Consider the following 212-nt stretch of genomic DNA (forward strand, 5'->3'; position numbering starts at 1 on the left):
CACGGCCGGAGTCGGCGGTGGGAATGCTGTGGGCGGAGCCGGCGGTGTGAACGCTGTGGCTGACCCCGATGGTGTGAACTCGGCTGTCACGCCTCCCGCTGTGAACTCATCACCAGCCTCGACCCCTGTGAACACCGAACGGTCAGTTCACAACGCCCCGAGGGTTCACGAAACACCGACCCCGGCCGGCCCGGCGCCGACCGGCCCCACCC

It is taken from the genome of Streptomyces tricolor (genome assembly GCF_002155905.1).
Taxonomy (GTDB): domain Bacteria; phylum Actinomycetota; class Actinomycetes; order Streptomycetales; family Streptomycetaceae; genus Streptomyces; species Streptomyces tricolor.